28 protein-coding genes are annotated in these 26,814 nt (G+C 66.6%); 10 read left to right on the top strand and 18 right to left on the bottom strand.

Annotation, left to right across the window (positions count from 1 at the left end; genetic code table 11):
* Nucleotides 1–80: 80 nt before the first annotated feature.
* Nucleotides 81–1,313 carry a potassium channel family protein gene (locus BLU74_RS01855; RefSeq protein ID WP_089764517.1) on the top strand — a complete coding sequence of 411 codons (1,233 nt, stop codon included), beginning with the start codon at nt 81–83 and terminating at the stop codon, nt 1,311–1,313.
* A gap of 1 nt (nt 1,314) precedes the next feature.
* Here the strand turns inward: BLU74_RS01855 and BLU74_RS01860 are convergent, their stop codons facing one another.
* Entirely contained in the window at nt 1,315–1,605 is a 291-nt protein-coding gene (locus tag BLU74_RS01860) for a DUF7536 family protein (RefSeq protein ID WP_089764519.1), read from the bottom strand.
* A 248-nt stretch (nt 1,606–1,853) separates the two neighbouring features.
* Here BLU74_RS01860 and BLU74_RS01865 point away from each other — a divergent pair, with 248 nt between their 5' ends.
* Together BLU74_RS01865 and BLU74_RS01870 are read left to right on the top strand one after the other, a co-directional pair.
* Nucleotides 1,854–2,810 carry a succinylglutamate desuccinylase/aspartoacylase family protein gene (locus BLU74_RS01865; protein ID WP_089764521.1) on the top strand — a complete coding sequence of 319 codons (957 nt, stop codon included), beginning with the start codon at nt 1,854–1,856 and terminating at the stop codon, nt 2,808–2,810.
* Nucleotide 2,811: 1 nt separating this feature from the next.
* On the top strand, nt 2,812–3,954 hold the full coding sequence (locus tag BLU74_RS01870; protein ID WP_089764523.1) for a pyridoxal-phosphate dependent enzyme: 1,143 nt from the start codon (nt 2,812–2,814) through the stop codon (nt 3,952–3,954).
* Between the two features lie 7 nt (nt 3,955–3,961).
* On the opposite strand, the gene BLU74_RS01875 is transcribed toward BLU74_RS01870, so the two are convergent.
* The 3 genes from BLU74_RS01875 to BLU74_RS01885 form a co-directional block, all read right to left on the bottom strand.
* Nucleotides 3,962–4,765, bottom strand: coding sequence for a protein-L-isoaspartate O-methyltransferase family protein (locus tag BLU74_RS01875; protein ID WP_089764525.1), 804 nt, complete (start codon nt 4,763–4,765; stop codon nt 3,962–3,964).
* A gap of 51 nt (nt 4,766–4,816) precedes the next feature.
* Nucleotides 4,817–5,455: a protein-L-isoaspartate O-methyltransferase gene (pcm, locus tag BLU74_RS01880; RefSeq protein WP_281241800.1), complete on the bottom strand. Its 639-nt coding sequence runs from the start codon at nt 5,453–5,455 to the stop codon at nt 4,817–4,819.
* An 82-nt stretch (nt 5,456–5,537) separates the two neighbouring features.
* The gene (locus tag BLU74_RS01885) at nt 5,538–6,197 is read right to left on the bottom strand and encodes an HVO_0476 family zinc finger protein (RefSeq protein WP_089764530.1); all 660 of its coding nucleotides are present in this window, start codon (nt 6,195–6,197) and stop codon (nt 5,538–5,540) included.
* Between the two features lie 141 nt (nt 6,198–6,338).
* On the opposite strand from BLU74_RS01885, the gene BLU74_RS01890 reads away from it, so the two are divergent.
* On the top strand, nt 6,339–7,280 hold the full coding sequence (locus tag BLU74_RS01890) for an oxidoreductase (protein WP_089764532.1): 942 nt from the start codon (nt 6,339–6,341) through the stop codon (nt 7,278–7,280).
* A 46-nt stretch (nt 7,281–7,326) separates the two neighbouring features.
* Here the strand turns inward: BLU74_RS01890 and BLU74_RS01895 are convergent, their stop codons facing one another.
* On the bottom strand, nt 7,327–8,277 hold the full coding sequence (locus tag BLU74_RS01895) for an aminopeptidase (RefSeq protein ID WP_089764534.1): 951 nt from the start codon (nt 8,275–8,277) through the stop codon (nt 7,327–7,329).
* Nucleotides 8,278–8,470: 193 nt separating this feature from the next.
* Here BLU74_RS01895 and BLU74_RS01900 point away from each other — a divergent pair, with 193 nt between their 5' ends.
* Nucleotides 8,471–9,541, top strand: a complete 1,071-nt coding sequence (locus tag BLU74_RS01900; RefSeq protein WP_089764536.1) for a type II glyceraldehyde-3-phosphate dehydrogenase — start codon at nt 8,471–8,473, stop codon at nt 9,539–9,541.
* 92 nt (nt 9,542–9,633) lie between these two features.
* Nucleotides 9,634–10,248, top strand: a complete 615-nt coding sequence (locus tag BLU74_RS01905) for a DUF2391 family protein (RefSeq protein WP_217635323.1) — start codon at nt 9,634–9,636, stop codon at nt 10,246–10,248.
* 12 nt (nt 10,249–10,260) lie between these two features.
* On the opposite strand, the gene BLU74_RS01910 is transcribed toward BLU74_RS01905, so the two are convergent.
* The 3 genes from BLU74_RS01910 to gap form a co-directional block, all read right to left on the bottom strand.
* Nucleotides 10,261–10,755 carry a metallophosphoesterase gene (locus tag BLU74_RS01910; RefSeq protein ID WP_089764538.1) on the bottom strand — a complete coding sequence of 165 codons (495 nt, stop codon included), beginning with the start codon at nt 10,753–10,755 and terminating at the stop codon, nt 10,261–10,263.
* 67 nt (nt 10,756–10,822) lie between these two features.
* Nucleotides 10,823–12,046 (bottom strand): phosphoglycerate kinase, encoded by a 1,224-nt coding sequence (locus BLU74_RS01915; protein WP_089764540.1) that lies wholly within the window; start codon nt 12,044–12,046, stop codon nt 10,823–10,825.
* A gap of 175 nt (nt 12,047–12,221) precedes the next feature.
* On the bottom strand, nt 12,222–13,268 hold the full coding sequence (gap, locus tag BLU74_RS01920; protein WP_089764543.1) for a type I glyceraldehyde-3-phosphate dehydrogenase: 1,047 nt from the start codon (nt 13,266–13,268) through the stop codon (nt 12,222–12,224).
* Between the two features lie 431 nt (nt 13,269–13,699).
* Between gap and BLU74_RS01925 the strand changes: the two genes are divergently transcribed.
* Complete coding sequence (locus BLU74_RS01925) at nt 13,700–14,065, top strand: Hsp20/alpha crystallin family protein (RefSeq protein WP_089764545.1); 366 nt, start codon at nt 13,700–13,702, stop codon at nt 14,063–14,065.
* A gap of 90 nt (nt 14,066–14,155) precedes the next feature.
* Here the strand turns inward: BLU74_RS01925 and BLU74_RS01930 are convergent, their stop codons facing one another.
* From BLU74_RS01930 to BLU74_RS01955, 6 genes are all read right to left on the bottom strand, one after another.
* The gene (locus tag BLU74_RS01930) at nt 14,156–15,022 is read right to left on the bottom strand and encodes an ATP-grasp domain-containing protein (protein WP_089764547.1); all 867 of its coding nucleotides are present in this window, start codon (nt 15,020–15,022) and stop codon (nt 14,156–14,158) included.
* Between the two features lie 65 nt (nt 15,023–15,087).
* Nucleotides 15,088–15,618 carry a 50S ribosomal protein L16 gene (locus tag BLU74_RS01935; protein ID WP_089764549.1) on the bottom strand — a complete coding sequence of 177 codons (531 nt, stop codon included), beginning with the start codon at nt 15,616–15,618 and terminating at the stop codon, nt 15,088–15,090.
* A gap of 59 nt (nt 15,619–15,677) precedes the next feature.
* Nucleotides 15,678–16,451 carry an endonuclease NucS gene (gene nucS, locus BLU74_RS01940; RefSeq protein WP_089764551.1) on the bottom strand — a complete coding sequence of 258 codons (774 nt, stop codon included), beginning with the start codon at nt 16,449–16,451 and terminating at the stop codon, nt 15,678–15,680.
* A 55-nt stretch (nt 16,452–16,506) separates the two neighbouring features.
* Nucleotides 16,507–16,929: a VanZ family protein gene (locus BLU74_RS01945; RefSeq protein WP_089764553.1), complete on the bottom strand. Its 423-nt coding sequence runs from the start codon at nt 16,927–16,929 to the stop codon at nt 16,507–16,509.
* Between the two features lie 10 nt (nt 16,930–16,939).
* Nucleotides 16,940–17,767 carry an aldo/keto reductase gene (locus BLU74_RS01950; RefSeq protein WP_089765238.1) on the bottom strand — a complete coding sequence of 276 codons (828 nt, stop codon included), beginning with the start codon at nt 17,765–17,767 and terminating at the stop codon, nt 16,940–16,942.
* Between the two features lie 93 nt (nt 17,768–17,860).
* Nucleotides 17,861–19,348, bottom strand: coding sequence for a carboxypeptidase M32 (locus tag BLU74_RS01955; protein ID WP_089764556.1), 1,488 nt, complete (start codon nt 19,346–19,348; stop codon nt 17,861–17,863).
* 281 nt (nt 19,349–19,629) lie between these two features.
* Here BLU74_RS01955 and BLU74_RS01960 point away from each other — a divergent pair, with 281 nt between their 5' ends.
* The gene (locus BLU74_RS01960) at nt 19,630–20,556 is read left to right on the top strand and encodes a hypothetical protein (protein WP_089764558.1); all 927 of its coding nucleotides are present in this window, start codon (nt 19,630–19,632) and stop codon (nt 20,554–20,556) included.
* Nucleotides 20,557–20,592: 36 nt separating this feature from the next.
* Here the strand turns inward: BLU74_RS01960 and BLU74_RS01965 are convergent, their stop codons facing one another.
* Together BLU74_RS01965 and BLU74_RS01970 are read right to left on the bottom strand one after the other, a co-directional pair.
* Complete coding sequence (locus BLU74_RS01965) at nt 20,593–21,381, bottom strand: class I SAM-dependent methyltransferase (protein WP_089764560.1); 789 nt, start codon at nt 21,379–21,381, stop codon at nt 20,593–20,595.
* Between the two features lie 28 nt (nt 21,382–21,409).
* Entirely contained in the window at nt 21,410–22,234 is an 825-nt protein-coding gene (locus BLU74_RS01970; protein ID WP_175454532.1) for an SAM-dependent methyltransferase, read from the bottom strand.
* 241 nt (nt 22,235–22,475) lie between these two features.
* On the opposite strand from BLU74_RS01970, the gene BLU74_RS18740 reads away from it, so the two are divergent.
* Complete coding sequence (locus BLU74_RS18740; protein ID WP_175454533.1) at nt 22,476–22,829, top strand: hypothetical protein; 354 nt, start codon at nt 22,476–22,478, stop codon at nt 22,827–22,829.
* A gap of 129 nt (nt 22,830–22,958) precedes the next feature.
* Nucleotides 22,959–24,119, top strand: coding sequence for a M24 family metallopeptidase (locus tag BLU74_RS01980; protein WP_089764566.1), 1,161 nt, complete (start codon nt 22,959–22,961; stop codon nt 24,117–24,119).
* Nucleotides 24,120–24,303: 184 nt separating this feature from the next.
* On the opposite strand, the gene BLU74_RS01985 is transcribed toward BLU74_RS01980, so the two are convergent.
* Together BLU74_RS01985 and BLU74_RS01990 are read right to left on the bottom strand one after the other, a co-directional pair.
* Nucleotides 24,304–25,674 carry a cryptochrome/photolyase family protein gene (locus BLU74_RS01985; RefSeq protein ID WP_089764568.1) on the bottom strand — a complete coding sequence of 457 codons (1,371 nt, stop codon included), beginning with the start codon at nt 25,672–25,674 and terminating at the stop codon, nt 24,304–24,306.
* Between the two features lie 347 nt (nt 25,675–26,021).
* Complete coding sequence (locus tag BLU74_RS01990) at nt 26,022–26,540, bottom strand: hypothetical protein (protein ID WP_139175581.1); 519 nt, start codon at nt 26,538–26,540, stop codon at nt 26,022–26,024.
* Between the last annotated feature and the right edge of the window lie 274 nt (nt 26,541–26,814).

The following is a 26,814-nucleotide window of genomic DNA, read 5'->3' on the forward strand; positions in this document are numbered from 1 at the left end:
TACCGTTTACGGGTGTTGGATGTCACCCGGCCAGACGGTGACCACCAAGCGTTTTTGTCACCCGCCGCGAACGGCGAGGTATGGACCCACAGGACGTCGAGTACGAACCGGTCAGCGTCAAGGAGGTGCTCGCGGAGATGAAAGACACCGCCGAGCTCCTCATCGACCTCTCGTACTCGGCCGTCCTCAACGGCAGCGACGACATCGCCCGAGAGGTGCTCGAACTCGAGGGGCGAATGGACATCCTCCAGCTCCAGGGCCGGATGAGCCTCCTGATGGCGTCCCGCAGTCCCGAGGACGCCGAACAGCTCGCGCCGGTGCTCGGCGTGATGGGTGCGGCCGAGAAGATCTCCAACGCTGCGGGCGACATTGCGAAGATCGTGATCGAGGACATCGGGATGCCCGACGCGATCCGGACCGCGCTCCCGGAGGCCGTAGAGGCACTGGTCCGCGCGACGGTCGACGAGGGATCTGCGTACGCCAATCGGACGCTGCTGGACATCAACATGGAAACCGAGACCGGGGTCCGCGTGATCGCCATCCGCCGTGAGTCTGCGACCGGGAAGCGTCGCTGGCTGACGAACCCGGGTCCGGACAACGAACTCCAGGCGGGCGACTCGCTGCTCCTCCGCGGCCCCCGAGACGGGGTTGCGACGGTCTACGAGGCGGCGACCGGCGACGCGTACGAGCCGACGGTGGCCGTCGATCCGCCGATCGAGGACCTAGAGCGCGCCGTCGACTCCATCACGCTGATGAAGGATATGAGCGAACTCGCCGTCGACCTCGCCTACGGCGCCGTCCTGTTCGACAGCGAGGGCGTCGCCGAGGAGGTGAAACAACTCGAAGCCGAGGTCGACGCGCTGAAGTCGCGCTTCGAGGCGTGGACGCTCCGCGCCGCGAGTCGCGTCGAGGATCCCGTGCAGCTCCGCGGGCTCGTCCACCTCGCGTCGGCGACGGAGGTCATCTCCGATGCGGCCTTGGAGATCAGCGAGGGCGTCTATCGCGGAATCGACGCTCACCCCGTCGTCGCCGCCGCCGTCGAGGAGTCCGACGAGGTGATCGTCCGGCTCTCGGTCGCAGCAAACGCACCGCTGGCGGGCACGACGCTGGGTGAGGAGATGGTCAAGACACAGACCGGGATGCGGGTGATCGCGGTCCGTCGCGGGCGCGACGAAGACGGCGACGAGTGGGTCGTCCAGCCCGGCCCGGAGACGGAACTCCGCGGCGGCGACGTCATCATCGCGAAGGGGACGCGGGCCGGGTCCGAGCGGCTCAGCGAACTCGTCGGCGACACGCGGGAGTTCGAGGCGTAACTCACAGTTCGCGTGCTCGCCTGACCGTCTCGACGACCGTCAGAATCGACGTGACCAACAGCGCCGTCGACGTCGCGAGCACGAACGCCAGGACGAGGAACCACGCCTCTGGACCCAAGACCGGATACTCGCGCGTTCCCGCGAACGGCCCCAGGAGTTCGAGGACCCGCGCGAGATACGCCACGGCCGCGAGGGCGACCCCGACGCCGATGCCGATTGCGGCGTTTCGCGGCACTCGCAACGCCTGCACCAGCCCCGATTGCGGCGGCCGGTCCGGTACCTCGTCGCTCACAGGGGGAGATAGCCACTCTGTGGGCAAAGCGTCGTCGGTTTCCACGCCGACGCTATGGCCCGTACGGGGCGAACAGTCGGCACAGAGCCCGCACAGCCGAATCCCACGCCGACGTGCCGAACGACCGCGACCCGGCGTGGGGCGTCACACAGCGCACGGGAGTGCTGGCCGCGCGATCCGATAAAAACGCTCGTCCGTGGAGCGGCCATACCGAACCCCTAAAGTCCGGTGCCTCCGACTGTCGGGTAATGACGACACTCGGTACGGCGAGTGCAGGCCCGGGCGAGATGGACACGGGCCGGCTCGAGGTAGGCGAGACCCGCGACGGGACGACCGTGGGCCTCCCCTGTGCAGTCATCGAAGGGGCATCTGACGGCGAAACCCTCTATCTGCAGGCGGCGTCAGACGGCGACGAACTGAACGGCGTCGGCGTCGTCAGTCGGGTCGTTCCCCGGCTCGACCCCGCGGAGCTCTCCGGGACAGTCCTCGTCGTCGGCATCGTCAACTACCACGCCTTCCAGGTCGCAGAGCACCGCAATCCGATCGACGACACGAAGATGAACCGCGCGTACCCCGGCGACGACGGCGGGACCTCTTCGGAACGGATTGCCGCTACCACGTTCGACGCCGCCACCCGCGCGGATCTGATCTTGGACCTCCACCAGGGGTCGACCTCCCAGATGATCGACGAGGTGCGCGTCCGCTGCGGTCGCCGACACCGACTGCACGACGAGTGTCTCGAACTGGCCAAGACATTTGGCTGCGGGTACGTCCTCGACCAGAAGGGGCCCGAGGGGCAACTCGCCCGCGCCGGCCCCGACGAGGGCATCCCGACGATCGACCCCGAACTCGGCGGCTGTGTCGGCTGGGACGACGACAGCATCGAGGCCGGCGTGACGGGCGTGTTCAACGTCCTCCGCGGTTACGGCTTTCTGCCCGGATCCCCCGGTCAGGAACCACAGACCCGCGCGAAGGGCTTCGATCAGTACGGCTCACCCGCGGGTGGCCTCGTCCGGTTCGAGGCCGACCTCGGCGACCGGGTGAGCGCCGGCGACCGCCTCTTCGAGGTGACGACGCCCTTCGGCGAACGCAAGGCTCGCGTCACCGCGAACAACGACGGCGTCTTCTGGCGCACTCGCCGACTCCCGCAGGTCGCGACCGGCGAGTACGTCTGTTCGGTCGGCACCAACGTCGACGCATACTGAGATGACCGCAGACCCCACGTCGCTGCCGCCGTCGCTCGCGCTCGCCTGCAGTGCGTGCGATCGCACCTACGAGCAGTGGACGTGGCGCTGTGACTGCGGTGCGCCGCTGGATTTCGCGGCCGGGCCGACCGAGCGGCCCGAGGAGTCGCTCCCGGCGGAGCCGCCGACTTCGTGGGGGGACGCCCGTGGCGGCCTGTGGGCGTTCGAACGGCTCCTCCCCGTCGACCGCCGCGTCTCGCTCGGTGAGGGCCGCACGCCGCTCGTCGACGCCGACGACTGGGACGCCGAGTTCAAACTCGAGTACGTCTTTCCGACGGGGTCGTTCAAGGACCGCGGCGCGACGGTGACGCTCTCGGTCGCCGACGCGCTCGGCGTCGACCGGGTCGTCGAGGACTCCTCGGGGAACGCGGGCGCGGCCATCGCCACCTACGCCGCCCGCGGCGGCATCGACGCCGAGATCTATGTTCCGGCCTCGGTCAAGCCAGCCAAACGGGACGCCATCGAGCGCGTCGGGGCGACGCCGGTGCCGGTCGAGGGGAGTCGTGAGGCCGTCACGGACGCCTGTCTCGAGGCCGTCGAAACAGCATCGGAAGATGGGGCGGCCGACACGTGGTACGCCTCCCACGCCTGGAACCCGGCGTTCTTCGCCGGGACGGCGACGTTCGCCTACGAGGTGTGCGCCCAGCGCGAGTGGGTCGCTCCCGACGCCGTCGTGACCCCACTGGGCCACGGCACGCTCTTTCTGGGGGCGTACCGCGGCTTCCGGGCGCTCGCGGACGCGGGGTGGATCGACGACGTCCCGCGGATGCTGGGTGCACAGGCCGCCGGATATGCGCCCGTCGCCGACGCTCTCCACGGCGAGTCAGACGCTCACAACGACGTCGCCGACGGGATCCAGATCCGGGACCCGGTCCGCGAGACACAGATCCACGACGCCATCGACGACACCGACGGCGACGCTATCGCGATGTCGGCGGCGGCCGTCGAGCGCGAACTCGACGCGCTCCGGTCGCGGGGGTTCGACACCGAGCCGACCTGCGCGGTCGCGCCCGCCGCACTCGGCCGGTATCGCGAGCGTGGTGTCGTCGCGCCCGATGACGACGTCGTCGTCCCGCTCACCGGGAGCGGGCTGAAAATTCAGTGACGGAGGGCTACCGCCGTCGCAACTGCTCGTCCCAGTCGATCCACTCCTGTTCCCAGCCGGTTTTCGCGAAGTAACCCGGTTCTTCCTGCCGTTCGGTGTCCTCTCTGACCGTCCGGTTCCGCGCCGGCCGGCCGCGCTGCTCGCCGTCGACGAGCAGCGGCTTGAACGCCACCGGTCCGTGCCGATCGATCACGTCGCCGTCGTCGTCGACGGCCGTGAGCGTCTGCTCGGGGCCGCCGAGGGGGAGCACCAGACGGCCGCCGGGGGACAGTTGCTCGATCAGCGCGCGGGGGGGACTGATCGCTGCGGCCTCGACGAGGATTCGGTCGAACGGTGCGTATTCGGGGAGTCCACTCGCGCCGTCGCGGGCATCGACGAGAACGCCTCCGTAGCCCGCCGAATCGAGGTTCGATCGCGCCGCGTAGACGAGTCGTCGGTCGATGTCGACGGCGTGCACGTGCCGTTCGCCGAGGAGTTCCGCGAGCAGCGCGGCGGTGTAGCCGACGCCCGCGCCGACGACGAGGATGTCGCCGGTATCGTCGGCGGTCGTGGCATCGTCCCGTGGGTCGCCGTCGCGGTCCGTCGGCCCGCCGTCCGGGGAGTCGACGTCGAGGGCCGTCAGGAGGCGAGCGACCGTCTCGGGCGCGAGGACCGTCGTTCCCGCGGCCTCCTCGGCGCGGTTGCTGTACGGGGCATCGTCGACAAACTCCTGGCGGGGTACCGACCGCATCGCGAGCGCGACCGCTTCGTCGATCGACAGCTGTTCCTCGAGGCTGTCGACCATCTCGCCGCGCAGATCCCCAGGGTCCATACTACGCTCTCGGACGTGGGGCGTAATCAACTGCACGCTCTGTGGGGCGGCTCACCCGCGGATCCGGACGAACCGCACGCCCCCGTGCTCCGAGCGCTCGACCGTCTCCGCGTCGTGCTTCTCCAGCCGGACCAGTTCCTGGTGGGTCTCGCCGACGGGAGCGACGATCCGCCCCCCGACGGCGACCTGGTTCAGGACGGCATCCGGGACAGAGGGCACGGCGCACGTCAGGTACGCGCCGTCGAAGGGCGCGTGCGCGTCCCAGCCCTCCCGCCCGTCGCCGACGCGGACGGAGACGCGGTCGCCGTACCCGAGCCGAGCCAGTCGCGCTTGCGCCTCGGCCGCGAGGTCGTCGTCGTACTCGACGGAGTAGACGTGCCCCTCGGGGACAGTCTCGGCTGTCACGGCCGCGTGGTAGCCGCACCCGGTCCCGACCTCCAGCACGCGGTCGTCGAGCGCGGGGTCGAGGAGTTCGGTCATCATACCGACCATATGCGGTGCGCTCACGGTCTGGTCGCTGCCGATCGACAGCGGTCGGTCGGCGTACGCGTTCGAGCGCTGGCCCTCGGGAACGAACTCGTGGCGTGGGACGGATCGGAGGGCCTCGGCCACCCGATCGTCGTCGACGTACCCGCGGCGGCGGAGGCGTTCGACCATCGCCTCGCGGGCTTCGATGTGGGTAGTGTTCACATACGTCTCTTCACACTCCGAGGAATCGAATCTTTCCCCGCCGACAGCGGACGTCGATCCGAGAATCAGTGCTCGCGCGTCCTCACCACGCCGACCAGGCAGAGGTCGTCTGGTCGGTGCCGTAGAGCCGCTTGACGTCTTTCGCGTAGACCATATCGCCCTCGTGGTCGAGTTTGCCGTGCCGGTACTCCGGGGCGTCCTCGCGCACCTGGATCGCTTTGATCTCGAACTCCTCGTCGCCGAAGGCGGCGACGTCGCCGACGACGAACTCGTGGTCGCCGGGGAGTTTGAGGTCGAAGCTCCGGGTCGCTTCGCGGTCACCCGTCCCTTCCTTGGGGTTGACGGTCACTTTCACCGTCACGTTGTCCACCGCGCGGGTCCAGATGGTGTCGATGTCCTCGACTCGGGCTTCCTCGGTGCGCTGTTCGGGACCGATCTCGATCCCCGTAACCCTGACCAGCATGATGGCCGCCTCGCTGTCGACGATGAACTCGTCGCCGGTGGCGATCGTCTCTGTCGGCGGCGCGTCGACGGTAGTCGCGAACGACTCGTCGTCCTGAGAGACGACGACGTCGCGTTCGATCTCCGTCTCGGATTCGACCTGGACCTTGTGAACGTGGCTACACTCCGTACAGCGGACGGTGCGGTGACCGCCGCCGTCTTTCAGTACCTCGTGGACCGTCGATTCAGCGGGCGAACAGGAGGGACATTCGGCCGCGACGCGGTCCTGTGGCGTGCTCATACGGCGTCGTAGCCCGTCGGGCCGTAAAAGTCCGCCCTTCCGGCCGTCGCGTGCGGGACGCTGGCTCACGTCGCGGCGCGGATCGATCGCCGAGGGGGCCCCAACGGAAGGTTCCTATGTGCTGTCGGCGTACAGTTACCGATGGCATCATCGTGGACTGTCGATCGAATGCCGGACTGTACGGACACAACTGTTCTCGTTACGGGGGCCAACAGCGGTCTGGGGTTCGAGGCGACGAACGCCTTCGCAGCCAACGGGGCGACGGTGATTATGGCCTGCCGGAGCACCGATCGGGGGCAACAGGCGGCCGCGGAAATCCGTGACAGCGTCGGCGACACCGGAGCCACCCTGAACGTTCGGCAGTGTGACCTCGCGTCGCTCGACTCGATCGAGTCCTTCGCGAGCGGGGTCGAACAGGACTACGACACCGTCGACGTGCTCTGTAACAACGCCGGTGTGATGGCGATCCCCCGACAGGAGACAGAAGACGGGTTCGAGAAACAACTCGGGGTGAACCACCTCGGTCACTTCGCGCTCACCGGTCACGTGCTGGATCTGCTCCTCGCGAGCAATGGAGAGAGCCGAATCGTCACGCACTCCAGTGGCGCACACGAGTCCGGCGAGATCGACTTCGACGACCTGCACCACGAGCAGTCCTACGGGAAGTGGGAGGCCTACGGTCAGAGTAAACTGGCAAACCTCCTGTTCGCCTACGAACTGCAGCGTCGGCTGACGAAAGCCGAGGTCACCGACACGATCAGCGTCGCCTGCCACCCGGGGTACGCCGCGACGAATCTCCAGTACCGCGGGCCGAAGCAAGCGGGGTCGAAACTGCGGCTGGGACTGATGAAAGCCGCCAACGCGGTCGTGGGCCAGTCGGCGCAGAAGGGCGCGTTACCGCTGCTGTACGCGTCAGTCGCGCCCGACGTGGAGGGCGGGGACTACTACGGTCCGGGCGGGTTGCTGAATATGCGTGGCGCACCCGAGAGGCAATCGTCCAGTGAGGCGTCCTACGACGAAGACGACGCGGCGCGCCTCTGGGCGAAGAGCGAGGAGTTGACCGGAGTCTCATACGAGTGGTGAAGCCGGCGGGCTATGGTGTCCCGGGCAGCCGTTCACCGTTCACCGTTCACTGCGGCAGGTCCACTTCATCCCCGTCGGCGAAGACGGTGGGTTCCCGGACGATTCCGTCGAGGTGCAGCGGTGCGTCGGTCTCGCCACCGATGCCGGCGTCGTCGCCGATCGCGATGTGGACGGTCCCGGCGGCCTTCTCGTCGAGGAGGACGGAGCCGACGAGTTCGGTCACACCGACGTTGGTTCCGATTCCCAGTTCCGCGAGGTTGTAGGCGTCGCGCCCCACTTCCTCGGCACCGGTCTCGATCTGTTCGCGGATCTCGTCGTCGGAAATCTCGGTCACGTAGCCGTCTTCCACCTCGAAGCGGAGCTGTTGCCCCTCCTCGAGCAGTCCGTGCGGGCGCATCGTCCCGTCGACGACGTAGGTCCCGTTCGCGTCCGTCGGCGAGACGAACACCTCACCCGCGGGGAGGTTCGAGAAGTCGCCCGGTTCGTGGACGATGCCGGTGTCGGCGTGCCACTCGCGGCCGCCGGGTTCGAAGGTGATGTCGGTTCCGGCCGGGGCCGTCACCCGTATCTCGTCGGCGTCTTCGACCTGCGCGAGGACGTCGCGACAGTGCGCGGCGATGGCGTCGTAGTCGGCGTCGAGCCCCGTGGTGAACACGTCCTCGGTGATTCCGGGCAGCGTCGCGCCGCGCGTGCCGGCGTCACAGGCGTCCCCTCGGGCGCGGGTGTGACTCACGCTCTTTGTCGTCGGTGCGAGGAACACGTCCGCATCGGCCATCGCGGCCGGGACGGGCCTGGGCGGCTCCTCGCCGTGTTGGGTCCCTGGCGGGTACTGAAGCAGCACCGCGTCGTCGGTGATGCGGCTCGCCACGTCGTAGAGCGCCTCGCCGATCGGGCGTCGTTCGTCGTCGGTGACCACGACGCAGGACTCCGTCTCGTCGAGAGCCATACACTGCTCGACCGCCGTCGTCGCAGCGGCTGCGAGTCCGTCGTTCGACATACGCCAGTGTCGGGACTCCGCGGAGTTAGGGGTTCGCATCCCGACGACCGCCGTGTGTGCTGGGGCTTTCCGCAAGTATTCCGTGGTGAGGTACTCGTCTCTGCGAAAATGCCCCGCGTTACTCGTGTAGGAGTTAATTGTTGCTGCTCCGGCTCCGAAATAACTATGCGTGTGGTCGTCCGACTCTCCGGTAATGATACGAGTGGGTGTCAACGGCTACGGGACGATCGGCAAACGCGTAGCCGACGCCGTCGAGGCCCAGCCCGATATGGAAGTCGCCGGCGTCGCCAAGACGCAGCCGAACTTCGAGGCCCACACCGCTGTCGAGCGCGGTTACCCGGTGTACGCGGCGATCCCGGAGCGCGCTCCGCTCTTCTCGGAGGCCGGGATCGAGACCGCCGGTGTCGTCGACGAACTGGTCGCCGACGCCGACGTGATGGTCGACGCCACGCCGTCAGGTATCGGCGCGGAGAACAAGTCGCTGTACGCCTCGTATAATACGCCCGCGATCTTCCAGGGCGGCGAGGACGCCAGTGTCGCCGAGACGAGCTTCAACGCCCGCTCGAACTACGACGACGCCTGCGGTGCCGACTCCGTTCGAGTCGTCTCCTGTAACACGACCGGACTGTCGCGCGTCGTGGCTCCCCTAGAGGAGGAGTACGGCGTCGAGAAGGTCCGAGCGACGCTGGTACGCCGCGGCGGCGACCCGAGTCAGAATACGCGCGGTCCGATCAACGATATCCTCCCGAATCCGATCGAGATCCCGTCTCATCACGGCCCCGACGTCCAGACGATTTTCCCCGACCTGTCGATCGATACGATGGGGCTGAAAGTACCGGCGACGCTGATGCACGTCCACGCACTCAACGTCACACTGGAGACCGACGTGACGGCCGCGCACGTCCGGCAACTCCTCGACGACCAGTCTCGAATCTACGTGATTCCGGAGGGGATCGGTCTCGACGGGGCCGGCAAGCTCAAAGACTTCGCGCTGGACGCCGGGCGGCCGCGCGGCGACCTCTGGGAGAACTGCCTGTGGGGTGAGTCGGTCGCCACCGAGGGCCGCGACCTCTATCTCTTTCAGGCGATCCACCAGGAGTCCGACGTGGTCCCCGAGAACGTCGACGCGATCCGCGCAGTGACCGAGAGCGCTGACGCCGCCGAGAGCATCCGGCGCACGAACGAGACGCTGGGCGTCGGCCTCTCCGGCGACCCCTCCGGCTTCGGCGCCGATCAGGTCGAGGCCGGCACGGCCGACGACTGACCCGTCGACGACGCAGCCGACACCGGTCGCCGGACGCGCTCGACGGCCGCGGCCGACCGACGTTTATCACTACCCCAGTCGTGGTCGGGAGTATGACCGACGATCGCTCGGCCGCCGCGGACGATTCTGAGGTGCGCATCGGGCCGGACGGGAGTGAGGGATCGACCGACGAGATGGAGCGACTGCTCGCGGAGTTCGACGCGCTCGCCGAAACCGTCGACTCCCCCGACGAACGCGAGCGCGTTCGCTCCGCCCGTCGCGCGGCCGTCGCAGCCGCCAACGAGACCGCCGTGTTCGGCCGCATCATCCACGGGTACGACCGCGGCGACCTCGCGGAGGCGTTCCTCGGGTCGGTGCTGTTCGGGGTTCCGATGTTCGTCGAGGGCGGCACGAACGAAGTCGGGCACTTTCTCGCCGCACATCCGGTCTCGCTCGTGGGGACGGTCATCGCCGCGATCGGCCTCGTGGTCGGCATCCTCTACGTCGCCGACATTCAGGACGTCCGCGTCCACGAACCGCTCTTCGGCGTCCTCCCGCGACGGCTCGTGGGCGTCCTCGGCGTCGCGTTTCTCACCGCGGCCGTGGTGATGACCGCGTGGGGCCGTGTCGACTGGGCGACGCCCGTCTTGGCGTTCGCGGACGTCGTCGTCGCGTTCGTGCCGATGAGCGTCGGCGGCGCGCTCGGCGACATCCTCCCGGGGTCGTGAATCGCCGCGCCGTTAGCCCGAGAGATCGACGAATTCGACGGTCTCGGCGTCCGTATCGAGGATCGCGACGTGGTACGCGTCGTCCGCCCCGGGGAAGGGGAGGCCACCGGGGTTGAGGTGGACGGTCCCGTCGCGCTCCTCGTGGGTCCGCTCGTGAGTGTGGCCGCGGACGACGTAGTCGTACGCGCCCGACGCGAGGAGGGCGTCGACGAGCTGTTCGCTCGTCCCGTGGTAGACCCCGACGTCGACGCCGTCGAACGTCAGGTGTGCACTCTCGCCGTGATGCGTACCGAACGCCTCGATGGTCTCCGCTAGCGCCCACTCACCGTCGTTGTTCCCGCGGACGGCGTGGAATGCGAAGTCGGCGTCGAAGACCGAGGCGGTGAACGGCGCGACCACGTCGCCGCAGTGGATCACCGCGTCGACGCCCCGGTCTTCGAAGGTCTCGACCGCGGATCGTGCCAGATCGAGGTTGTCGTGGGTGTCAGAACAGCAACCGACGAGCATAGCGTCGAATTCGGCGGGCGGCCGCTTCAGGTCTTCGACAGAGCAGCCGACGTGACTGATCGGCGACTCAGGAGCGCTTCAACGCCTCGACGCCGGCGAGCGGCTGACCGGTCAGCGCCCTGATGTACGCGCCGCCGGCGATCGAGACGTGATCGAAGTCGGCTTCGTCCATCCCGTACATCTCGATGGCGCGCGAGGTGTCGCCGCCGCCGACGACCGAGAAGCAGTCCGTCTCGGCGATGGCTTCCAGCACGCGGACGGTCCCGACCGAGAACGGTTCCTCCTCGAAGACACCGAGTGCGCCCTTCACGAAGACGGCCTCGGAGTCGCGAACGACCTCGGCGTAGGACTCGGCGGTATCGGTGCCGACGTCGAGGTAGGAGACGGTCTTCTCGTCGATGTCGGCGACAGATTCCTCGGCGCGCTCGCCGTCGTCGTCGGACGCCAGGTCGGTCGCCAGCGTGATCTGCTCGCGACGCTCGTCGAGCATCTCCTCGATGAGTTCGTGGTTGGCCTCCCACTGAGAGTCATAGAGATCCTGTTCGGGGTCGAGATCGAAGCCGACCGGCGCGCCGTCAGCCCGGAGGAACAGTTCGCCGGCGATGCCGCCGAGGAGGAAGTCGTCGACCGTCTCTCCGAGGGTGTTCATCACGTCGATCACGTCGGTCGCCTTGGTGCCGCCGACGACCATCGTCACCCGGCCGTCGAACGACTTGTTCGCGATGGCGGTGTTGGCCTCGTACTCGGTCTCCATCACGCGGCCGGCGTACGCGGGGACGACGAGCGGGAACCCGACGAGCGAGGCGTGCGAGCGGTGTGCGGCCGAGTACGCGTCGTTCACGTAGGCGTCGAAGTGCGGCGCGAGCGACTGGACGAACTCGGTTTCGGCCTTGGTTTCGGGCGCTTCCTCGGGCAGTTCGTCGTCGCACATCCGCGTGTTCTCTAAGAGGAGCACCTCGCCCGCGTCGAGCGCTTCGATGGCGTCGGTGGCCGTCTCGCCATAGATATCCTCGACGAAGACGACGTCGTGATCCAGGTAAGAAGCGAGGATTTCCGCGTGGCCGGCGAGTGAGGTGAAGTCCTCCCGTCCGGGGCGTCCCTGGTGTGCGAGGAGGGCGATTCGGTGGCCGGCGTCGGCGAGTTCGCGAACGGTCTGGGCGTGTCGCTCGAAGCGGCGGTTGTCCTGCGGTTCGCCGTCCTCGATCGGAGAGTTCAGATCGAGGCGGACGAGGACGCGCTGGCCGTCGTCGAGGTCGTCGAGCGTGTCGAACGTGGCTGTTGACGTGGACATTGGGGTTCGTGTGGAGAGTCGTGTGGGCGTCACTTAGTGGTGGTCGAGTCGGGTCGGAGCGGGTAAAGTCGAACTGGGGCGGGGCGGATCGGATCGAACGGGGCAAACCGGCTCGGGCCGCGGTCAGACCGGACCGGGTCGGGGCCCCATGGGATCCGGTCGAATCCCACGTGGCTCAGCCGTACGTGAGGAAGTGGGCGACGTCGAGCATCCGATTCGAGAAGCCGTACTCGTTGTCGTACCACGTCAGGATCTTGTAGAGACCGCCGTCGTTGACCTGGTTCGTGGAGTTGAGATCGACCATCGAGGAGAACGGCAGCCCAAGGATGTCAGAGGAGACGACTTCGTCGTCGGTGTAGCCGAGGACGCCCGCGAGCGGGCCCGAGTCGGCGGCGTCGCGGAAGGCGGCGTTGAGCTGCTCGACCGAGGGCGCCGCCTCGAGGTCGACGACCAGTTCGGTGATCGATCCGTTCGGGACCGGGACGCGGATGGCCATCCCGTCGAGTTTACCCGCCAGTTGGGGGAGGATCTGGGTGGTCGCCTTCGCCGCGCCGGTGGAGGTCGGCACGATGTTCTCGGCAGCGCCGCGACCCCGGCGCGTCTTCGCCATCGGGCCGTCGACGAGGTTCTGACTGCCGGTGTAGGCGTGGACCGTGGTGAGGAGGCCGCTCTCGATGCCGAACTCCTCGTCGAGGACCTTCGCGACGGGGCTCACCGAGTTCGTGGTACAGGAGGCGTTCGAGACGACGTCCTCGCCGTCGTACTCGTCGTGATTGACGCCGTAGACCAGTTGCTTCACCGGCTTGTCGCCTTTCGGTGGGGCGGAGATGACGACCTTCTCCGCGCCCGCTTCGAGATGAGCGGCGGCGTCGTCGTACGTGCGGAAGATACCGGTACACTCGAGCGTGACGTCGACGTCGAGGTCGTCCCAGGGGAGTTCAGTGGGGTTCTGGACGTTGAACAGCGGCACAGAACTGTCGCCGACGAGCAGCGTGTCGCCGTCGCGGCCGATGCCGTCCAGGCGGCCCATCACCGTGTCGTACTTCGCGAGATACGCCATATCCTCGAAGTCCATCACGTCGTTGATACCCACCAGTTCGACCCGGGGGTCCTCGCGGACGGCACGGAGGACGTTGCGCCCGATCCGCCCGAACCCGTTCAGGGCCACGCGTACCGGCGCGTCCACCGCCGCCCCGGCGTTCGTCTCGGATTTTTCACTCATATCCGAGTTCACTCGCTCCTGCTACTTCAAACCCTATGTCCCGCTGTGGGCCGTGAATCGGCCGAAGTGTGGATAAAGAAGTCCTGAGACACCCGACTCTCCGAAGTCGAGAGCGGGAGCGTTCGCGGGGCGATCGATCAGCTTCGATCACTCCGGACCATCGACGCACACTGGGACGCGACACACACTGGGACGCAATACAGACCGGGACGCGGCACATACTGGGACGCGGCACATACTGGGACGCGGCACATACTGGGACGCGGCACATACTGGGACGCGACGCACACCGAAGCGGGACGGCCCGAGACGCGACACAGACCGGGACGCGGCACACACCGAGACGGGCGGTCCCCCACTCGCGTACAGCCGTCGGCCGGCCGATCCCGCCGCGGGGAGAAGGCTTTTCATCGGAACCGCCCAACTAGCGTGTGATGAGAGACGACCGTGACGACCCGTTTGACGACTTTTTCGACGGGATCGAACGGATGATGGACGAAATGACCGGTAGCGATGCCAGCGGCTTCGCCTCCGAGACCCACGTCGACATCTACGACGAGGGCGATGAACTCCGACTGGTCGCCGATCTCCCGGGCGTCTCGAAAGACGCCGTCGAACTCCAGTGCGACGGCGAAGTACTTACGATCTCTGCCGGCGGCCCGCGCCGCGAGTACGACGAGCGGATCCGCCTCCCGACCCGCGTCGACGAACACAGCGCCAGCGCCTCGTTCAACAACGGGATCCTGCAGGTCACCCTCGAGAAACTCGACGAGTCGGCGTCGATCGACCTGGACTGATATCGATTACTCTCGTCTCGTACCACCGAGCGCCGTCAACAGGGGTGGCTCTCGGCGGTAAAAAGTGAGAGTAATCGATATGACTCGTCGTCACGCGGTTTCCTCGCTCGTTCGTCTGATCAGGTCCGCCAGTCGGTCCCAGAAGTCGGCGTCGTACTTTCCGTCGTCGACAGTGGGGCGCGCGTTGGTCTCTGAGACGACTGCACGCCCGTCAGCGACGAGCACGTCGACGCCGAGATACGCGATGTCGAGCACGTTTGCAGCCTCGACGGCCACCGTCCGGAGCTCCGCCGGTACGTCGACACCCACCGCCTCCGCTCCCCGGTGGACGTTGTGTTTCCAGCGTCCCGCTTCGCGTGCGTCGTCCGGGAGGCGGCGCTCGACAGCGCCGACGACGGCGCCGTCGAGGACCATTATCCGGTAGTCGCTGGCGGCGGGGAGGTACTCCTGCAGCAGGTACGACTTGTCGCCGGTCGCGCGGTAGTCGTGGACGAGGTTCAGGTAGTCGACGATCCCGAGGAGCGAGTCGAGATCGGTAGCCTTCGCGACGCCGATGCCCCGGGTCGTCGAGTTCGGTTTGACCACGAGCGGGAAGCCGATGTCGTCCGCCGCCGCGGCGACGGCGTCGTCGTCGACCGGATTCGAGACGACGTGTGTGTCGGGAACGGGGACACCCGCACGAGCGAGCGCAGCGATGACGCCGGCCTTGTTTCGAGAGGTCGCGACGGCGGCGCGGCCGTTGACCCACGGGATCCCGTGCCGGCCGTCGACGACGCCGCCCGCCATCAGCCGGCTCGGATAGACGAACCCGACGTCGAAGCGGCGCGCGGGCGGTTCGGTGAGGTCGAGGGCGCGTTCGTCCGCTTGCAGGTGTTCGACGGCGATGTCGCGGGCCGCGAGCGGATCGCGGAGCCGCTCGAACGTCTCCGCGGCCGTCGTCACGGCGAGTCTGAGCATCGGCTACGGGAAGGGACCGGCGGCGCAAAAAGCGTGGGTGTTGGGCCGTCGCGACGGCCAGGCGCTTACGAGATGAGGAGCTTCTCGCCCTTCTCGACTTCGACGCGGCACGGCGGCGACATCTTGTTGTACGCACGGCGCAGTGCGTCCTTCGCGACGTCGGCGTCTTCGGGGTCGCAGTAGATGGTGAACACGCGCTCGTTCGCCTGGACCCGCGCGGCGGTGCCGACCGGTTTGCCGAACGCCTGGCGCATCCCGTCGGAGACACGGTCCGCGCCCGCCCCGGTCGCCTGCTTGTTCTCGCGCAGGACCTGGTGGGGGAACTTCCGGAGGACCATCTTGTAGTTCTCCTGCCCGACCTCTTTGAGCATCACGCGGTTCGCCGACAGCCGCGCGGACTCCAGCGAACCGTGCCGGACCTGACACTCTTCTTCGAGGCGGAGGCTGATCTGGACCGGGTAGTCCTGGGGACCGGTCTGGAGGTTACCCATATTGTGCTGTGCGATCTTCGAACCGGGGATTCCCGTGATGTACTCCCGTCGCGTGTAGGACGGTTTCGACAGTTCCCGGTACATTGAGGCGGGTTTGTCGGACATAGTTACTTGTGAAACAGAACGCCCATACGACCTAAAAGCGCTTCGAACTGTCCGCCGACTTACTCCGGTTCGGCGTCGTCACCGGAGCCCACATCGGAATCGCCCTCCGACACCCCGTCGCCGACTGGGTCGAGCGCGACGAATTCGAGACCCCGTTCGTCCAGCATCGCCGCCGTCCGGTCGGTCACGGACGGCGCGACGAGGATGCCGCGAACCCCCTCCTCGGGGAACTCTTCGTCGACGGCAGCGACGTACCGGGTGAGTTGGCTCGCCGCCGACGGCCCGACGCGGCGACGCTTCAATTCGACGACGACCGGCCGGTCCGCGGCGTCGGAGCCGAACAGATCCACCGGGCCGGCGGCGGTCTCGCGCTCTGTCGCCGTCGGCTCGAACCCGGCTTCCACCAGACTCGGGTCCTCGAGGATTCGCTGTCTAAGGTCCTCCTCGCTCCCGGTCAGGGTCAGATCGCTCCGGTCTGTTACCTCGTACGCCGACACCTGCTCGAGCCGCTCGAAGGCGACGTCGAGCCGTTCGTCCGGGGACGTGCGCTCGCTTCGGATCCGGAGCCGACCGTCGCGGACGCTCGCCTGATGGGTACACCCGGGCGGCTGCCAGTTCACCGGCTTGCGATTCTCGTCGGTGTGGACCAGGATCGTTCCGTCGGGCTTGCAGACGACGAGGCGGTCGCCGGGGCCGAGGCTCGACGACGCACGCCCGTCGTACTCGACGCGACACCGACCGAACACCGTCACCATCCGGCCGTCGCCGAACGCGGATTCCAGCAGGCCGAGCGCGTCACGGTGCGCCGGCCGGTGGAGCGTCGTCACCGACATCTCTCGTCGCTTCCCGTTCGGCGGGTAAAAACTGCGCGTCCGGCAGGCGGGTCGCTCATCGCTTGCGGGGTCGCCTGCGGCGGAACGAATCGGTAGCGCGTCGCCACGCGGCACCGAGACCGGCACCGACCGCGTTCACGACGGCGTCGCCGACGCTGGCGGTCCGCGCCGGGATCGTGGCCTGCATCGCCTCGACCGTGAGTCCGACGACCGAGGCGACGGCGACGGCGAGTCCGAGCGTCCACACGTCGTCGGCGTCGGTGGCGGTCGCGACGAGCCACGCGAGGACGGCGTACGCGCCCAGATGGAGCCACACGGTGACGTGGAGGCCGAGCGGTGGCCCGCCGCCGAGGACGGGCACCGCTCCGGCGGTGTCGGCGGCGCCCGAAGGATCGACGGCGGACGCGACGACGACGGCGACTGTCCAGCCAGCGACGAGAAGCCACGCAGCGTCGACGCGCTCGGTCAGTAGGACCATTCCGCGGCCGTCAGGATCGGAGTTCGCTCACCATTCCGTCGAGCATCGCCGCCCCCGATTTGAGCAGCGACGGCTTGGTGAGGGCATCGACTTCGGCGCTGGTGAGCTTGAAATCGAAGATCTCGAGGTTCTGTTCGAGGTGCGTCGGATCGGCAGATTTGGGGATGACCACGACGTTGCGATGCTGGGTCGCCCAGCGCAGGGCCACCTGTGCCGGCGTCCGGTCGTACGACTCGGCGATCCGCTGGACATCGGCGTCGTCGAAGACGGTCCCGCGGGCCAGGGGACTGTAGCCGGTGAGGAGCATCCCCTCCTCCTGACAGTGGCCGAGCATCCCACGCTGTGGCTTGTACGGGTGAAACTGAACCTGATTCGTCAGCACGTCCGCGTCGGCGGCGTCGCGCGCTCGTTCGAGGAGGATCTGCGGGAAGTTGCTGACGCCGATGTTCGCGACGCGGCCGTCCTCGACGAGGCGGTCCATCGCGTCCATCGTATCCCCGATCGACACCAGCGGGTTCGGCCAGTGGAGGAGCAGGAGATCGACGTAGTCGGTCCCGAGTCGATCGAGGCTCGCCTCGGTGGAATCGAGGACGTCGTCGTAGCGGGCGTTCCCCGGCTTCAGTTTGGTCGTCACGAACAACTCCTCGCGGTCCACGTCGGCGTCCGCGACGGCGCGGCCGACCTCGGCCTCGTTCTCGTACAACTGGGCGGTGTCGATGTGGCGATATCCCAACTCCAGTGCGGTCGAGACCGCCTCGTAACACGCCTCGCCGGTGAGTTGCCACGTGCCGAGTCCGATCTTCGGCACGCGGGTCCCATACGCCTCGGCGTACTCCATTTCGGCCATATCCGCTTTTGCGTCGCCGCCGACGAGAATATGTCGGCAGGGAGGCCGGTTCTGACGCCGCCGCCCGGCGGTCGCACCCGGCCGCTACAGTTCGTAGAGGTCGCCGAACTTCGTCTCGACGTAGTCGACGAAGTAGTCCGCCGTGAACGCCTCGCCCGTCGCTTTGCGGATCAGTTCCGGAGTCGTGTACCGCTGGCCGTGCTGGTAGACCTGCTCGGTGAGCCAATCGTGCAGCGGGTCGAAGTCGCCCTCGCGGATCTGTCCCTCGAGGCCGTCGAGTGCCGATTCGGCAGTGGCGTAGAGCTGGGCTGCGAGAACGCTCCCCAGCGAGTACGTCGGGAAGTACCCGAAGTAGCCGTGGCTCCAGTGGATGTCCTGCAGACAGCCTTCCGCGTCGTTCTCGGGGCGCACGCCGAGATACGACTCCATCTTGTCGTTCCAGACCTCGGGCACGTCCTCGACGTCGAGATCGCCGCGGATGAGGTCGCGCTCGATCTCGAACCGGAGGATGATGTGCATATGGTAGGTCAGCTCGTCGGCCTCGACGCGGATGCGGTTGTCCGGGTAGATCTGGTTTGCGGCCTCGAAGCCGGCCCGAGCGTCGCCGTCGACGCCGAGGTGCTCTTGGACGTGCGGCCAGATCAGGTCCCAGAACGCCTGCGATCGACCGACGTGGTTCTCCCACAGCCGGGATTGTGACTCGTGGACTGCCAGATCGCGATCCTGGCCGAGCGGCGTCCCGTAGTCTTCCTTGGGCAACCCGAGGTTGTACGTCGCGTGACCGAACTCGTGGATCGTCGAACTCAACGCGTCCAGCGGATCAGACTCGTCGAACCGGGTCGTGATCCGGCAGTCGAACTGCGTGCCGAGCGTGAAGGGGTGCGAGGACGTGTCGAGCCGCCCGCGGTCCCAGTCGTAGCCGAGCGAGTCGAGCACCGCCCGGTTCAGTTCCTCCTGCGCCGTCTCCTCGTAGGTCCCGTCGAAGGGCTGTGCGAGATCGACGTCGCTGGCTTCGATCTCCTCGATCAGCGGGACCAGTTCGTCGCGGAGTCGTTCGAGGATCTGCTCGGTGGTGTCGATGCCGAGATACGGCTCGTACTCCTCGAAGAGCACCTCGTAGGGGTCGCGGTCGGGGTCGATCTGGCGGGCGTACTCCCGCTTGAGTTCCACCAGCCGTTCGAGCGTCGGCGCGAAAGCGTCGAAGTCGCTCTCGGCCTTGGCGTCCTCCCACGTGGCCAGGGCGTTCGACGTCGTCTCCGAGATGTCCTCGACGAGGTCGTTCGAGACCCGCACGGCGCGCCGCTGCTTGCGCCTGATCTCGCGGACGACGGCTTCCTGTTCGGGGTCGAGGTCGTCCCCCTCGGCGTCGTCGAGGTACGCCGCGAGCGCGTCGTCGGTGAGCAGTTCGTGTTCGAGCGACGACAGCGTCGACTGCTGCTTCGAGCGGGCCGGCTGCCCGCCGGCCGGCATCATCACCTGCTGGTCCCACGACAGCATCTCCTCGACGTTCCCGACGTTCGTCAGCCGGCGGACGTGGCCGAGGAAGTCGTCGTAGGTGTCGATCGTACTCATACGTCGTCCGGTTGGACCTCGAACTACTATACCGTTCGTATTCGCTCAGTGACCGTCGACGGGAGAGGGGGCCCGTCTCGCGATTCGACCGGTCACACCGTTTATATCGATGGGCCAAGAACGGCTCGACAGCCGACGCCGAGGCCAGCAGCCCGAACGCCGTCGACGACGCGGCTCGCTGCGATCGGGCACGGCGCGGAGTTCACAGATATGAGAGGACGCCACGGGGCACCGGGGAGCGGGATGTGGCGGGCGGCCCGTTCGGCGGGAGGGGTGTCGCGATGAAAGACGAACTGGACCACAGCATCGACCCGACCGACCGAGTAGGGATGAGCGACGACGACCCCTGGGCCATCTCGCTCGAGGATTCGACCGTTCAGGAGTCGCTCACCGAGACCCGCCGAATCATCAATCGCCAACTCGACATCGCGGAGAACATCAACGACGAGTCGTTCAAGATGATTCGGTTGAATCTCGTCTTTCTCGGCGGGATTGCGACGGTCATCTTCTCCGCACGGGAGCTGTTCGTCAGCGCGATTCTGTTCGTCTCCATCGGGATGGGGTTCATTTCGGTCTCGCTACTCCTGTCGTCGTACACCTACGGCAGTATGGCGCTCTACGGCGGGTTCGGGGACTCCCCCGCGCTCGACTTCGAGAAGCTCTCGGGCGTCAATATGATGAGTAGTTACGAGACGGTCCTCGGAGAGTACGATCAGATCCGCCGGGAACTCCCGTCCTCGGACGAGTTCCGCGCCATCCTCCTCTCGGATCACGAGAAGGGCGTCCTCCACAACAACGTCGAGATCAAGTCGTGTTGGTCGATCCTCCGTCACGGCTCGGTCCTGCTCTACATCGGCATCATCGCCATCGCGATCGGCGTCGGGACCGAGTTCATTGACCCATCGAGAGCCTGGCGGTCCGTCCTGCGCGGTGTCGGGGGGCTCATCATCGTCATCGGGGTCACGTCGACGCTCAAGTCGATCTCCGTCGTCAGTGCACACATGAACCGCCTGCGGGACGAAGAGCGGTTCGACTACGACTACTACGGTCACGACTTCTTCCAGGACGCGCCGCTGTTCCTCGCGAAGTACTACCTCGTCCTGTACAACTGGCTGTTCTCCAGGAGCGACGACGAGGACGGAGACGACGGAGACGAGGGCGACGACGAGGCGGACCCAGACGGGCGAGGAAACGGAGATCGAGCGTAACCGCGGCGCAGGCGACTGGCGATCCCGGAACGAGCGTCACTCCGGACGCGCGATCAGACAGATACTCCGGGTGTCGAGATCGTACTCCGAGCCGCGCAGGTCCCCGTAGAGGTGCGCGATCTGCAGGCCGTTGCGTTCTAACACGGCGCTGATCTCGGTGACGTTGTAGAGGCGGAGGAAGTACTGGAAGTCCACCCGCTCGCCGTCGCGCCAGAGGAACCGGTCGGTGATCTGTCGGCCGGTTTCCGGCTCGAACGTCAGTTCGTCGGCGACGACGAGGTCCTCGTCCGCGTACACGCGACTCCCGGAGAGGTTCCGGACGACGAAGTCGCGGTCGACGATTTCCATCAGCACCCGTCCGTCGTCCTTCACGGCGCGAGCGATCTCCGAGAGCACCTGCTCGTTCTCCTCGTCGCTGAAGTAGCCGAAGCTGTTGAAGATGTTGTACACGGCGTCGAACCGGTCGGCTTCGTACGGTAGCCGTCGCATATCGCCCTGGACGTATGCGGGTCCTTCGGGAGTGGTCGCCTCCTCGCGGGCGACGTCCAGGAGGCCGCGGGACGCGTCCAGCCCGTGGACGTCGTAGCCCGCCTCGTCTAAGATGTTCGCGACGCGACCGTGTCCGCACGCGAGGTCGAGGATGCGGTCGTCCCCCGAGAGGTCGAGGAGTTCGGCGATATGCTCGGCGTCGGCTCTGGAGTTACTCAGCGTTCCCGCCGCGGAGGCGGTCAGTTCGTAGACGCCGTCTTCGTACAGCGGGAGGTAGTTGTCGGGGTCGAACGTTCGCTCGAAATCGAACGCCGGCGTCTCGTCGTCAGCAGTCATCCGTGGTGAGACGAATCCAATCCATCACTCAGTTCCCCTCGTCGGTGATCCGGTCTAAGTGGTCTTCGGCGGTGGCCGCCGCCAGCAGCGTCTCGTTCGCGGGCGGTTTCGCCCCGATCGGCGGAACGTACAGCGAGTCCAGCGTGGTGACGGTGTCGGCGACCGATTCGATCGCGCCCAGTTCGATGCGCCGGAGGTTCGGTTCGCCGAAGGGCTGCGTCGCCGAGCGGACGAACACGACCTCGTGGTCCGAGCCGTAGGAGTCTTGGAGATACGTTCGCAGCCGTTCGAACCGCTTCGGGTCGCTGTCCTTGGAGGTCTGTAGTCGCGTCTCGACGACGCCGACCTGATAGAGCAACAGCGGGACGTGTTCGTCGATCTCGTACTCGTGGATGAGGAGGTTCGTGGCCTCGTGGAGCTGGAGCCCGTCGAGCGGGTCGATGCCGAGATCGACAAAGAGCGTCCCCAGCGACGAGACGCCGGGGATGGTCTCGACGGTCATCTCGCGCTCGGCCGCTTTCTGCGTCAGCAGTGACCCGGCGCTCGAACCGACCGAGGGGTGGCCGTAGACCGCCAGCGCGACGGGAGCGTCGCTCGAGGCCGCCCTGTCGAGTACCGTGTCGGCGATCCGGTCGTAGATCTCGATTCGCTCTTCGCCCTCGCGGTACAGCGTTTCCACGGAGTGCACGTCGCCGTCGAGTTGCTCCCGAAAGTACTCGATGACCAGTTCGTTCGGGTTCTGGACGTACACGGCCGCAGCGCGTTCGAGCGCCGTCCACGCCTCCCGGGTGAGTTGTTGCGTCCCGACCATTCCGGTCCCGATCCGATACACGTCGGCGGCGTCTACGCCCATCTCCCACACTCCTTCGGCCAAGGCATCGGTGATGCGTTCCGGAGGGCGAGTAATAAATCTCGCGTCGAAGCGGATGAGTACCGTTCCGGCACGGACCGGCCACCGACCGACAGCGGGGGACGCGCCCACCGAAGCAAGCGGGGGTCCACGGACCAGCGACGGGGCGACCCCGCCGAGGAGTCGTGTACATTCGCCCGGTTCGCCGAAAACGCTTAAGTGGTGTGACCCGCCACCACTTGGTATGTCTGGACTGACAGAACTGATGCGCCAGGTCGTCCGCGACGACGAACTGCGTGTCGAACTGGAAGCTAATCCCGAATCCGTGTTCGACGAGTACGAACTGAACGACGCGGAGCGGGAGGCCGTTCGCCGCGGGGACGACGAGCGAATCAGTTCTCTCGTCGACGCTAACGCCGACGACAACATCGGTTACACCGGCGACTCCGACGACAACATCGGTTATACTGGCGACTCCGACGATAACATCGGCTACACCGGCGACTCAGACGACAACATCGGCTACACTGGCGACTCCGACGACAACATCGGCTACACCGGCGACTCAGACGACAACATCGGCTACACCGGCGACTAAACGTCGCTGTCGTCGACCCGATCGATACGCAGATACAGTGGAGCCAGCCTCCCTGACTATTTCTTAGCGTTCCAGTGAGTAGGGAGGCGAACCAGTCGATTTATTGTGAATTGCCCCTCTGGATTCACCGTGACAACGAAGGTCCCCGAACGGGAGTTTGCGCTACGGATCCAGCAGGTCAGGGACTACCTCGCTGAGCAAGAGGCCGACGCCGCCGTCTGGTTCGACGCGACCAGTATCGAGTACGTAAGCGGCTTCCACCACGTCCAGACTGAACGCCCGGTCGTCCTCGCGCTGACCGACGAGCGGATCGAGATCACCGTTCCGCGACTGGAGGTCGAGCGAGTCGAGGAGAACACCCGAATCGACGCGGTGCACAGCTACTTTGATTACCCCGGCGGAGCGCCGATCTCGACGGCCGCCGAGATGCTGGACGGCCTCGGCGTCGAGTCCGTGCTGGCGGATGCCGACGGCGCACCGGGCGTGATGGGCTACGAGGGTCCGCCGCTCAGCGACTTCGTCGACGTCGACGACCAGGACTGGGTCGGCGAGATGCGAGAGGCCAAGAGCGACGTCGAGATCGACCTGATTCGCGAGTCTGCGAAGTGGTCGAACCTCGCTCACCGGTATCTCGCCGACTACACGGAGCCGGGTGCACATCCGATTACGGTGAGCCAGCGGGCGTCGACCGACGCCTCCCGGGCGATGCTGGATGCGCTGGGCTCGGAGTACGCGGTGCGGATGCGCGGTGAGGGACCCGTCCACGCCGGGTACATCAGCGCCGAGGAGACGGCACTTCCGCACGGGCACTCCCCCAACGCCCGCCTGGAACGGGGCGACGTCCTGATTACGGGTGCGACCGCGAACCTCGACGGCTACTACTCCGAGTTGGAACGGACGATGTTCGTGAGCGAGGTCAGCGACGAACAGGAGCACTACTTCGAGATTATGCTCGAATCCCAGGAGGTCGCCTTCGACGCGATGGGGCCGGGAGTCCCGCTCAGCCACGTCGATCAGGCCGTCTGGGACTACTTCGAAGAGCAGGGCGTCACCGACCTCGCGCGCCACCACGTCGGCCACAACATCGGCCTCGGGGGGCACGAGCCGCCGTACATCGACCGGGGCGCTGATGGCGAGATGAAGCCCGGCCACGTGTACACGATCGAGCCCGGGATCTACACCGAGACCGAGGGCTATCGGCACTCCGACACGGTCGCGATCACCGAAGACGGTCTCGACTTCCTCACCTTCTATCCGCGGGACTTAGAATCGAACGTCATCCGGGAGTAGCGGGGACGTCACCGACGCGGCCCACGTTGCCGCTGCTGTGTGTCGGAGTGAGTCGGGTACGAATTCCGCTCCGCCGGGATGTCGACTCGGCGGCCCATTCGTCCGCCACGGAGCCCGCACGATCCGCGGCTGCCGCTACTACCACACGAATATTGCACGGTCCGCGGCTGCCGCTACTACCACACTACCGTTTCCCGAGCGCACGCTCGAAGGCCTGCTGTGCCCGTTCGTACCCCTCGTTACGGTCCACGATGGGGTGCGCATACTCGGGCGCCAGCCGCTCCCGTTCCGCCTCGGAGAGCGTCGGCCAGTCGACGATTTTATGCGCCGGCACGTCGCGCAGCTCGGGGACGTACTCCGTGACGTAGGTCGCGTCGTCGTCGTACTTCGACATCTGGGAGACGGGGTCGAAGATCCGAACGTCGACGCTGTCGGTGCCGGTCGAAGCGATCCACTGCCAGTTGCCGTAGTTGTTCGCCGGATCGTGGTCGATGAGCTGTCGATGGAAGTAGCGCGCTCCCTTCCGCCAGTCGAGTAACAGGTGTTTGGTCAGGAACGAGGCGACGACCTGACGCGGTCGGTTGTGGACGTAACCCTCTTGATTCAGTTGTCGCATCCCCGCGTCGACGAAGGGATAGCCGGTCTCGCCGCGCGTCCAGGCCGCGAACGCCTCGTCGTCGGTCCGCCAGGGAATCTCGTTGGGGAACGACTTGTAGTTCTTCGTGAGCAGCGTCGGATTGTGGTACAGCAGGTGGTAGTTCTGTTCCCGCCAGGAGAGTTCGTACCGGAATTTGTCGATATGCGTCCGTGCGCTGCCGCGGGCAGCGTCCCACCGCTCGCTCGCGTCGGCCCAGACCTCGCGGATCCCGAGCATTCCCCCTGCGAGATACGGCGAGAGTCGCGACACGGCACCGACCGGTCGTTCGACGCCCCGGCGCATATCGTCGCGAGTGTCGTTGTAGGTCTCGATACCGGCGGTCAGGAACTGATCGTACCGATCCCGCGCTGCCGGGTAGCCCGCCGGTGGTAGCTCGATATCGGCCGAGACAGCCGGCGGGTCGGCGTCGTCGTCGAGTGCGACCAGTTGCTCCGAATCGGGGGCGTCGAACGGCGTCAGCTTGTGCTCGTCCTGCCAGTCGTCGTAGAACTGACCGTGACTTGAGTATCGATCGTCCAGCCGCTCCGGATCGACCAACACCAGATCGGTGACGGCGTCCGTCGGGACCGCGTCGTCGACCGCCCGCTGGCGGTTCCGGCGCGCCGGACGGTAGTGGCGGTTGTAGTACACCCGATCGGCGTCGTACGCCGAGACCAGCGTTTCGAGCACCTCGGCCGGCGTTCCGGCACGGACGAGGAGATCCGATCCGAGTTCGCGGTACCGCCGTTTCAGGCTCCGAACGCCGTCCAGCAGAAAGGCGCGTTGTCGCGTGCCGATCTGCGTCAACAGGTCGGTGTCGACGACGTAGACTGGCAGCGTCGGGCCGTGCTTCGCCGCGAGGGCGAGTCCCCTGTTGTCCGGGATTCGCAGGTCGCGCTGGTGCCAGAAGAAATGCATATCGACCCTTGGGCTGGACTGGAATGAGTCTGTCCGTCTGTTCGACGGAGACGCGAACAAGGGGACCCGCTGCGTCTCGATCACCCGGTACACGTCCCCCGCCGCGGGGAGAACCGGCGTCGCCGCCGGAGAGACCCCGTCGCTCGAACGGTGGAGCACAGTCCTCCAGTACCGTGAGATACTGCGTAGCAAGTAGCTCCCGAAAGCCGCCACCGGGCACCGCGCACCGACTGGCGTACCGGACCGGCCGGTGTGTGGGGACGGTCGCCGAGTGACTGCGGCGATGGAGTCGTCTGCCGCGGGTCCTATCCGCGCGACACCACGGGCGTCAGCACACGCGGCTTCAGTCACTCGGTTCGAAGGCCAATTCCACACGACGGACAGTAGCGTTCGGTTCCGCGTAACACCCGATCACAGTCGGGACACCACGCCCTGTCGACGTCCATCTGGCCGGCGGCGAACGCCGACTCGTCCCATTTGCCGTGGTCTCCGTCGACGAGCGGGATGACGCTGATGTCGACCGATTGCGGCTCGACAAACGATCCGACCAACTGGTCGATCGTGGCCTCGATGGCGTCAGCGGCACGCTCTCGTGGGGCGTCAGCACAGACGAATATCCCGCGATCGAAGACGAACACGGTCCCGTCGACACCCGTCGGTTGGTATCGTATCGCCGGGAACTCGTCCCACTCGTACCGGGTGCGTGCGTCCTCGAGGGACCAGCTCGCTCGCCGGAGATCGAACCGCTCCTCGACCTGCGCATAAACGAACGCGTCGCCGTACTCGAGCTCGGGCACTGACTCCGATTGCCCTCGAATTTGGAGGCGTTCAAGACATTCGACGACCCGCTCCCGAGTTCGGTTCATACAGGACGCTCGACACGACTCCCTGTAAAATCACCTCTCAGGGGCGAACTGTCGATCTGCGCTGTCACTGCTCTATCGCTTGGAGGCGGGAGACGTATCGCAGAACACTGGTCGTGATGGGGTCCCCCGGTGACCGGTTGAATTTGCACGATGAACACGGGGACTGCAGGACGACGTCGACATTCTCGAATCTCTCCGACCGGCGGGAGGGTGCCGCCTCTCGGAAGGTGAACTCCGTCCAGAGATGTTCGCTTCGCTCGTCTTTCTGGCCTCG

The sequence above is a fragment of the Halobellus clavatus genome, assembly GCF_900107195.1.
Classification (GTDB): Archaea; Halobacteriota; Halobacteria; order Halobacteriales; family Haloferacaceae; genus Haloquadratum; species Haloquadratum clavatum.

Bases quoted from the DNA above. Each gene is read 5' to 3' on its own strand.
- BLU74_RS01905 (WP_217635323.1), top strand. From the start codon at position 9,634: ATGACCGACGATCGCTCGGCCGCCGCGGACGATTCTGAGGTGCGCATC.
- BLU74_RS01900 (WP_089764536.1), top strand. From the start codon at position 8,471: ATGATACGAGTGGGTGTCAACGGCTACGGGACGATCGGCAAACGCGTA.
- BLU74_RS01985 (WP_089764568.1), bottom strand. From the start codon at position 25,674: ATGCATTTCTTCTGGCACCAGCGCGACCTGCGAATCCCGGACAACAGG.
- gap (WP_089764543.1), bottom strand. From the start codon at position 13,268: ATGAGTGAAAAATCCGAGACGAACGCCGGGGCGGCGGTGGACGCGCCG.
- BLU74_RS01865 (WP_089764521.1), top strand. From the start codon at position 1,854: ATGACGACACTCGGTACGGCGAGTGCAGGCCCGGGCGAGATGGACACG.
- BLU74_RS01950 (WP_089765238.1), bottom strand. From the start codon at position 17,767: ATGGAGTACGCCGAGGCGTATGGGACCCGCGTGCCGAAGATCGGACTC.
- BLU74_RS01945 (WP_089764553.1), bottom strand. From the start codon at position 16,929: ATGGTCCTACTGACCGAGCGCGTCGACGCTGCGTGGCTTCTCGTCGCT.
- BLU74_RS01895 (WP_089764534.1), bottom strand. From the start codon at position 8,277: ATGTCGAACGACGGACTCGCAGCCGCTGCGACGACGGCGGTCGAGCAG.
- BLU74_RS01885 (WP_089764530.1), bottom strand. From the start codon at position 6,197: ATGAGCACGCCACAGGACCGCGTCGCGGCCGAATGTCCCTCCTGTTCG.
- BLU74_RS01970 (WP_175454532.1), bottom strand. From the start codon at position 22,234: ATGGGCGTAGACGCCGCCGACGTGTATCGGATCGGGACCGGAATGGTC.
- BLU74_RS01875 (WP_089764525.1), bottom strand. From the start codon at position 4,765: ATGGACCCTGGGGATCTGCGCGGCGAGATGGTCGACAGCCTCGAGGAA.
- BLU74_RS18740 (WP_175454533.1), top strand. From the start codon at position 22,476: ATGTCTGGACTGACAGAACTGATGCGCCAGGTCGTCCGCGACGACGAA.
- BLU74_RS01855 (WP_089764517.1), top strand. From the start codon at position 81: ATGGACCCACAGGACGTCGAGTACGAACCGGTCAGCGTCAAGGAGGTG.
- BLU74_RS01930 (WP_089764547.1), bottom strand. From the start codon at position 15,022: ATGCTCAGACTCGCCGTGACGACGGCCGCGGAGACGTTCGAGCGGCTC.
- BLU74_RS01960 (WP_089764558.1), top strand. From the start codon at position 19,630: ATGAAAGACGAACTGGACCACAGCATCGACCCGACCGACCGAGTAGGG.
- BLU74_RS01990 (WP_139175581.1), bottom strand. From the start codon at position 26,540: ATGAACCGAACTCGGGAGCGGGTCGTCGAATGTCTTGAACGCCTCCAA.
- BLU74_RS01890 (WP_089764532.1), top strand. From the start codon at position 6,339: ATGGCATCATCGTGGACTGTCGATCGAATGCCGGACTGTACGGACACA.
- BLU74_RS01910 (WP_089764538.1), bottom strand. From the start codon at position 10,755: ATGCTCGTCGGTTGCTGTTCTGACACCCACGACAACCTCGATCTGGCA.
- BLU74_RS01955 (WP_089764556.1), bottom strand. From the start codon at position 19,348: ATGAGTACGATCGACACCTACGACGACTTCCTCGGCCACGTCCGCCGG.
- BLU74_RS01935 (WP_089764549.1), bottom strand. From the start codon at position 15,618: ATGTCCGACAAACCCGCCTCAATGTACCGGGAACTGTCGAAACCGTCC.
- BLU74_RS01915 (WP_089764540.1), bottom strand. From the start codon at position 12,046: ATGTCCACGTCAACAGCCACGTTCGACACGCTCGACGACCTCGACGAC.
- BLU74_RS01870 (WP_089764523.1), top strand. From the start codon at position 2,812: ATGACCGCAGACCCCACGTCGCTGCCGCCGTCGCTCGCGCTCGCCTGC.
- nucS (WP_089764551.1), bottom strand. From the start codon at position 16,451: ATGTCGGTGACGACGCTCCACCGGCCGGCGCACCGTGACGCGCTCGGC.
- BLU74_RS01965 (WP_089764560.1), bottom strand. From the start codon at position 21,381: ATGACTGCTGACGACGAGACGCCGGCGTTCGATTTCGAGCGAACGTTC.